Source organism: Actinospica sp., assembly GCF_035552695.1.
GTDB lineage: Bacteria > Actinomycetota > Actinomycetes > Streptomycetales > Catenulisporaceae > Actinospica.
Genome location: NZ_DASZKT010000190.1, coordinates 1 through 7,322 on the forward strand (window position 1 = coordinate 1; position 7,322 = coordinate 7,322).

Genomic DNA, 7,322 nt, shown 5'->3' on the forward strand with positions numbered 1-7,322 from the left:
CCGCGAGGCGGTTGGCGCCGAACCGCGGCCGGCGACGCCGGAGCAGGGTTCCGGTGCCGCGGGCAGCGATTCCGGCCACCCACACGGAGACCCAGATCGCTCTGATCAATGCTGAAGCGCGACGCATGCCCTCCGTCCCGAGCCGTCGTTTCGCTGAGGTGTCACGCGAGCCCGGCGCGCCGGGCGGGCAGAGGACCCGCCCGTCGCCAGGCTCGCTATCAGCTGGTGAAGTTCAGGGTCAGGTTGGCGTTCTGGCAGCTGTTCTGCGATGAGCTCAGGTTGTTCATCGTCAACGTGCCGGTGGCGGTGACGGCCTGGCCGTTTCCGTTCGGCGCCTGCTGGTTGGCGACGACATCCGGCATCCAGAAGTTCCCGGTGTTCGTGTCCGAGGCGCCGGTCTCGACCGTTTCGCACGTGGTGATCTCGGTGCCGCTGTTGCTGCAGGCCGAGCCGGTCCAGCTGTCCCCGGCCGGGCACGCCTTGACGGTCGCGAGGTGAATGGTTCCAACCTGCTGGTGGCCGGGAGACGGGTTGTCGACCGTGAACGACACAGTCGAGGACGTCCCGGGGTAGAGCGTCGACGCGCTCGTGCCGTGGATGGTGAGTGCCGAGCTCGCGCCGACGGTGGCCGCGCCGGTGCCAGAGCCCGAGGCGGTGAAATACGCAAGCGCACCGCCGGCGGTGGCCAGCGCCGCGACGACGCCGAGTGCGACGCGGCCGCGCTTCGAGTGCAGAATACGCATGAGGGTACGTCCTTTCCGGTCCTTGTTTCCCGCACGTCCAGACGGTGGTGGCGGCTGCGGCGGTTGGGTTTCTTCGATCGCCCCGGACGTTTGTACCGGGGGAGCCGACGTTCTTTCGTCCGTTATCGGACACGCGGCTCAAGTCCTTGAATCGCTCTTACAGGCGGCTTAGATGAGCCCGCCCGGGGCGGCCGCGCGCCCGTCGGCGGGTCCCCTCCATAATGCGGGCATCTCCCGCTTTGCCGAACCCCAGGACACTGGCTTTCGCCGCCTCAACGACTCGATCGGCTTCGACTGGCGACTGAGCCCGTACGACGTCGACCAGTCGATCGCCCATGCCGCGATGCTCGCCGCCCAGGGCATCATCTCTCCGGCCGACGAGGCCGAGCTGCGGCGGGGATTGGAGCAAGTCCGCGCCGAGCTGACCGACGGCTCGTTCCCGTTCGCCGACGGCGACGAGGACATCCACATGGCGATCGAGCGGCGGCTGACCGAGATCGTCGGCCGGGTGGGGGGAAGGCTGCACACCGCGCGGTCACGCAACGACCAGGTGGCCACCGACGTGGCCATGTTCGTGCGGGCGCACGCCCGGGAGGCGGTGGAGCGGATCGGCCGCCTGGCCGGGACGGTGCTGGAGCAGGCCGAGCGCCACCTCGACTGGCCGATGCCCGGCTACACGCACATGCAGCGCGCGCAGCCCATCTACCTGAGCCACCACCTGCTCGCCTACGTCTGGATGCTGCTGCGCGACCGGGAGCGCTTTGAGGCGGTGGTCGCGGCCACGGCGCGGATGCCACTGGGGGCGGGGGCCCTCGCCGGGGTCAACTTCGACACCGACCGGCGTGCCGTCGCTGCCGCGCTCGGCTTCTCCGAGGTGGCCGCCAACTCGGTCGATGCCGTCTCCAACCGCGACTTCGTCCTCGATTACCTGGGGGCCGCCGCCACCTGCGCGACGCACCTGTCGCGGCTCGGCGCCGAGATCGTGCTGTGGTCGACCGAGGAGTACGGATTCTGCGAGGTCTCCGACGCGTGGGCCTCCGGCTCCTCGATCATGCCCCAGAAGAAGAACCCGGATGCCGCCGAGCTGCTCCGGGCCAAGGCGCCGCGGCTGGTGTCGAACCTGGTCGCTCTGCATGGCGTGATGCACGGACTGCCGCTGACGTACAACAAGGACATGCAGGAGGACAAGGAGCCGCTGTTCGATTCCTGCGACACGCTCGAGCTCTGTCTGGAGGCGGCCACCGGAATGCTCGACACGATCACGTTCCGGCGCGACCGGCTCGCCGCGGCCGCCGCGGACCAGTTCCTGGCTGCGACGGACATCGCCGACCTGCTCGTGCGGCGCGGGGTCCCGTTCCGCGAGGCGCACGGAGTCGTCGCCGGGCTCGTCCGCCACGCCATCGACGAGGGCAAGCAGCTGTCGGAGCTGACACCGGACGAGCTGGCGCGCCAATCGCCGGTGCTCGACGACGAGTTCTACGCGCTGTTGCGCGACGGGGCGTGGCTGGAGACCAAGGTGTCCGAGGGCGGCACCAGCCTGGCGCGCGTCCGCGAGCAGCTCCAGCAGGCCCGCGCGGCGCTACGGCTCGCGTGAAGCGGGGGTTCTACGACCGGCCGGTCCTCGAGGTCGCGCGCGATCTGATCGGCTGCGTGGTGACCCACGAGGACTGCTCCGGAGTGATTGTGGAGACCGAGGCGTACCACGACTCCGAGCCCGCCTGCCATGCGTTCGTCGGCCTGACGCCCCGCACCGAGACCCTGTTCGGGCCGCCGGGCCGCGCCTACGTCTACCGCTCGTATGGAGTTCACGCGCTGTTGAACGCCGTGTGTGAACCGGAGGGAGTGGGAGCGGCCGTGCTGATCCGAGCGCTCGAGCCCGTGACCGGGCTGGATCACATGCGCGAGCGGCGCGGCCTGGACGCGGTGCGCCAGCTGTGCTCTGGCCCGGGCAAACTGACCCAGGCCCTCGGCATCGAGCTCTCGGACAACGGCTCGGACCTGTTGTGCGGCCCGGTTGCGTTCTCGCCCCGGCCGTGGGCCTGGCGGGATGTCGAGATCTCGATCGATCGCCGGATTGGGATTACGCGGGCGGTTGAGCTGCCGTGGCGGTTCTGCGCGACCGGCAGCCGGTTTCTGTCCCGGCCGGTGCGGCGGACGGCTGCCGTCTGAGAAGGGCTGGTCGCGCGCCGGGGGTGCAGCAGGGGGGTGCAGCAGGGGGCTTTGGGGGCTCACTTGTGTATAGGGCGAATAACCCCCCAAACCCCCGATGCGGACATGGCAATCCGCGCCCGGCGAGTGCGGCGCTAGCCGCCGCCCAGTCCGGCGCCTCCGCTGGCGCCGGTGCCGCCGCCCGTGCCGCCTGTGCCGCCACCGGTCCCTCCGCCCGTGCCGCCTGTGCCGCCGCCGGTCCCTCCGCCCGTGCCGCCTGTGCCGCCGCCGGTCCCACCGCCCGTGCCGCCTGTGCCGCCGCCGGTCCCACCGCCGGTGCCACCGCCAGTGCCGCCGCCGGTCCCACCGCCGGTGGCCCCACCCGCGCCTCCGCCGGTGCCGCCGCCGGCCGCCCCACCGGTGCCGCCTGTGCCGGCGCCGGTCGGCGCCGGGGTCGTCCCCGTCCCGCCGCTGGGGACGGTGCTCGCCGGCGGCGGCGCGGTCCCCGTCCCACCGGCGGACGTGCCGGTTCCGGTGGCTGTCGTGCTCGTGGACTTGGAGCGGGGATGGGGGCCGTACTCGATGTTCTCCTGGGCCTGGATCTGGAGTGCCTGGACCATGAAGGTGTGCCAGATGGCTGCCGGGAACGTTCCGCCCTCGACCGGGCCGCCGTTGTATAGCGTCGTCATGGGGACCAGCTTGTTCGGATACCCCACCCATACGGCGGTTGTGAACTGTGGCGTCCAGCCGACGAACCAGGCGTCGCCGTAGTTGCTCGTGGTGCCGGTCTTGCCGGCGACGTCGACGCCGGCAATCGCCGCCGTCGTCGCGGTGCCCTGCTGGACGACGCCCTGGAACAGTTGATGAATGGTGGCGGTGACGCTGGCGGGGATCACCCGCCGGTAGCGCGGGACGGCTACGAGGTCACTGCTGCCGTGGCATTTGATGTGCGGACATTGGATCTCGGCGATGCCCGTCGGCCCTTCCTCCGGAGCGCCCAGCCCCGGGTCGTACACGCGGAGGCCGCCGTCGGCGATCGTCTCGTACGCGTGGGCCATATCGAGCGTCGTGACGCCGACCTTCAGACCTCCGATGATCATCGCGTAGTTGGTCGAGATCGGCGAGCGGATGCCCATCGCCTTCGCCACACGCGCGATGCGCTGCGTGCCGACCCCGGGGGAGAGACCCAGCTGGGTGAAGACGCTGTTGTCCGAGGAGATCGTGGCGGCCGCGAGCGTCGTCGGTCCCGAGTAGACGTTGCCGAAGTTATGGACGTAGAAATGCTCCTTGCCGCCGCTGTTGGGAACGATCAGATCCAGGGGCTTCGAGTCGAACACGGAGTCCGGCCCATAGCCGTGCTGCAGCGCGACGGCGAGCGTGAACGCCTTGAATGCCGAGCCGGGCTGGCGATAGCCCTCTGTGGCCAGGTTGAACGGGTATTGCTGGAAGTCCTGCTGCCCGTTGACGAGCGGCCCGCCCACCATCGCCCGCACCTGTCCAGTCTTGTTGTCGATCGTCACCAGCGACGCGGCGGGCTCATTGGGACCGCTCGGCAGATCCTGCGAGACGGCCTGCTCTGCCGCCCTCTGCATCCGCAGGTCGATCGTGGTCCGGATCTTCAGGCCACCGTAGTAGGCGCGGTACTCGGCGACCTTCGCGGGGACGTGGCCGTGCTCCATCGCCGCGATGATCTGGGGAGCGATCCAGCTCGTGAAATACGGCGCCGCCGGCGGCTCCTGGGGCTGCTCGATGCCGTTGGCGTTCGGCAGCCGCTCGGCGAGGCCGGTCTCGTATTGCGCGCGCGAGATGTAGTGCTGGGCAAGCATGTCCTGGAGCACCAGGTCTCGGCGGGCCTTTGCGGCAGCGGGAAACGCGATCGGGTTGAAGGCCGATGGGTTGGCCACCATTCCGGCGATCAGCGCCGCCTCGGCGGGGGAGAGCACCGACGCGCACGAGCGGAGCGGGGGATCGCCGCAGCCGGTGCCGCCGCTGCCGCCCGAGGAGCTGGGGTCGTACCCGTGGAGCTTGCCGAAGTAGACCCGGGCGGCGGACTCGGCGCCGTAGGCCCCGTTGCCGAAGTAGATCGAGTTCAGGTACTCGGTCAGGATCTTGGTCCGCTTCCACAGGTGCGTGAGGTGGTAGGCCATCGCCGCCTCGCGCAGCTTTTCGAAGATCGTCCGATTGCCCTCCTGGGACAGCGCGTTCTTGACGAACTGCTCGGCGATCGTCGAGGCGCCCTGGACGCTTCGGCCGGTGACGTCGGCCGCGAACGCGCGGGCAATGCCCCTGATGTCGACGCCGGGATCGGACCAGAACCGCCTGTCCTCCACCGAGACGATCGCGTCGCGCATCATCGGTCCCAGCTGCCCGTAGGTGTCGATCACCTCGTGATTGGGGGGCGCCAGGATCCCGATCTTCTGCCAGTGATCGTCGTACAGATAGGAGTTGTGCAGCGCCTGCTTGTACTCGGCCTGGTTCTCGATCTGGGGCAGGTCGGAGGCGACGGCCATCATCATCCCGAAGACCGTCGAGATGATGGCGAGGATGCCGAGTCCGAGCAGGATCCAGAAGAGCCGGAGCTTGCGGACCTTGGGCTTGCGGCGGCGGCCGGTGGGGTCACGGCGCCATGGCCTGCGTGGCGGCGCGAACGCGACCGGCTCGCGCGGGGCCGTCAGGGCGACCGTTCGGCGCGAATCGTCGGTCCCGTTCGAGATGTCGTCGTCGTCGCTCATGCGATCCGTGCGGTGCGCCGCAGGACGCCGACCGTAGCGCGGCGCGACGGCTGAGGGGGACATGCGGGCGCCACGTCGAGCCGGACGGGACTTCCCTGGCGGCGGCGAGAGTCTAGCATCGGCCCCGTGGGCCAGAGCACTCCCCCGCCGAACGCGACAGCGGCCGAGCAGGCGGCCTGGCTGGCCCGCAACACGGTCGACTCTCTGCCTCAGGGGGGCCTCGAAAGCAAGCTCGCCGGCGGCCGCCGGCTCCGGGTTAAGCTCGGGATCGATCCGACGGCTCCTGACATCCACCTGGGGTTCACCGTGGTGCTGGGGAAGCTGCGGGAGTTCCAGGACCTCGGCCACAAGGTCGTGCTGATCATCGGCGACTACACCGCACGCGTGGGGGACCCGAGCGGGCGCGACAGCACCCGGCCGGTGCTCGACCCGGCCCAGATCGACGCCAACGCAGCCAGCTTCCGCGAGCAGGCACTCAAGATCCTGCGCGACGATTCCGACCTGCTTGAGGTTCGCTTCAACGGCGAATGGCTCGATATGTCGATGTCGGATCTGTTCACGCTGATGCGCACCGCGACCGTGGGCCAGATGCTCGAGCGCGACGATTTCGCCAAGCGCTACACCGCGAACCAGCCGATCTCGATGCTCGAGCTGCTCTATCCGCTCCTCCAGGGGTACGACTCTGTGGCCGTGCTCGCCGATGTCGAGCTCGGTGCGACCGACCAGAAGTTCAACCTGCTGCTGGGGCGCGACGTGCAGCGCGCCTACGGCCAGCCTGAGCAGGTGATCATGACGCTCCCCCTGCTGATCGGCACCGATGGCGTGCGCAAGATGTCGAAGTCCTACGGCAACTACATTGGCGTCACCGAGAGCCCCGAGGAGATCTACGGCAAGACGCTCAGCGTGCCGGACGCCCAGCTGGAGAACTGGTACTCGCTGTTGCTGGGGCGTGGGCCGGATCCCGCACAGTCCCCGCGGGACGCCAAGCGCGCTCTGGCCCGGGAGCTGGTGGAGCGCTTCCACGGGGCGGAGGCGGCCGCGGCGGCCGAGGAGCACTTCGACCGCGTGTTTGTCCGCCGGGAGTGGCCGGAGGACATCGAGACCGTCACCTGGCCGGCCAACGGCGAGCTCGTCCATCTGCCCGCCCTGCTGGCGCGCGCGTTCGGCGTCTCGACCTCTGAAGGCCGGCGCACCCTGGCGCAGGGCGGGGTCAAGATTGACGGCGAGCCGGTCGCCCCAGGCGCGCTCGACCTACCCGCCGACCAGGTCAATGGCCGCGTCCTGCAGCTGGGCAAACGGCGATTCGCGCGGGTCGCGATCACCTAGGGTTGTTGGCCGTCTGGAGCGTCGCGTAGGGCTCATGGCCGTCTGTGGAGGCATGCTGCGGCTGCAGACGCCCGGCAACGGGCACATCGTCGACCTCACCGAGGGCGTGGGGCGGATCGTCAGCGCGGCCGCGGTCGACCGCGGCCTCGTGACGATCTTCGCCGTCGGTTCGACGGTCGCGGTGACCACGATGGAATACGAGCCGGGCGGGGTGAGCGACCTGCAGGCGTTGCTAGATCGGCTGATCCCGGTCCGCGGGGACTACGAGCACAACCGGCTCAACCACGACTCGAACTCCCACGCCCACCTGAGGGCGGCGCTGATCGGCCCATCGGTGACGATCCCGGTGATCGACGGTCGCCCTGCGCTGGGA

The 7,322-nt window shown here is 69.9% G+C and carries 6 protein-coding genes; 4 read left to right on the forward strand and 2 right to left on the reverse strand.

The genetic code is table 11. From position 1 onward, the window contains the following. Positions 1-218 precede the first annotated feature (218 nt). Positions 219-743, reverse strand: coding sequence for a hypothetical protein (locus VG296_RS22055; protein ID WP_325568582.1), 525 nt, complete (start codon positions 741-743; stop codon positions 219-221). A gap of 172 nt (positions 744-915) precedes the next feature. Here VG296_RS22055 and argH point away from each other — a divergent pair, with 172 nt between their 5' ends. Both argH and VG296_RS22065 read left to right on the forward strand, forming a co-directional pair. Next, positions 916-2,337 carry an argininosuccinate lyase gene (gene argH / locus VG296_RS22060; RefSeq protein ID WP_325568584.1) on the forward strand — a complete coding sequence of 474 codons (1,422 nt, stop codon included), beginning with the start codon at positions 916-918 and terminating at the stop codon, positions 2,335-2,337. Continuing rightward, positions 2,334-2,912, forward strand: a complete 579-nt coding sequence (locus tag VG296_RS22065) for a DNA-3-methyladenine glycosylase (protein WP_325568586.1) — start codon at positions 2,334-2,336, stop codon at positions 2,910-2,912. Before argH ends, VG296_RS22065 begins: the two co-directional genes overlap by 4 nt. A gap of 134 nt (positions 2,913-3,046) precedes the next feature. Here VG296_RS22065 and VG296_RS22070 read toward each other — a convergent pair whose 3' ends face one another. Beyond that, positions 3,047-5,623 carry a transglycosylase domain-containing protein gene (locus VG296_RS22070; protein ID WP_325568588.1) on the reverse strand — a complete coding sequence of 859 codons (2,577 nt, stop codon included), beginning with the start codon at positions 5,621-5,623 and terminating at the stop codon, positions 3,047-3,049. Between the two features lie 126 nt (positions 5,624-5,749). On the opposite strand from VG296_RS22070, the gene tyrS reads away from it, so the two are divergent. Together tyrS and VG296_RS22080 are read left to right on the forward strand one after the other, a co-directional pair. Then, a complete protein-coding gene (tyrS, locus tag VG296_RS22075; protein ID WP_325568590.1) occupies positions 5,750-6,949 on the forward strand; it encodes a tyrosine--tRNA ligase in 1,200 nt (399 codons plus the stop codon). Positions 6,950-6,983: 34 nt separating this feature from the next. Next, a partial coding sequence (locus tag VG296_RS22080; protein ID WP_325568592.1) for a YjbQ family protein occupies positions 6,984-7,322 on the forward strand: 339 nt, incomplete at its 3' end.

Coding starts and splice junctions, on each gene's coding strand:
- argH (WP_325568584.1), top strand. CDS start 916: ATGAGCCCGCCCGGGGCGGCCGCGCGCCCGTCGGCGGGTCCCCTCCAT.
- VG296_RS22070 (WP_325568588.1), bottom strand. CDS start 5,623: ATGAGCGACGACGACGACATCTCGAACGGGACCGACGATTCGCGCCGA.
- VG296_RS22055 (WP_325568582.1), bottom strand. CDS start 743: ATGCGTATTCTGCACTCGAAGCGCGGCCGCGTCGCACTCGGCGTCGTC.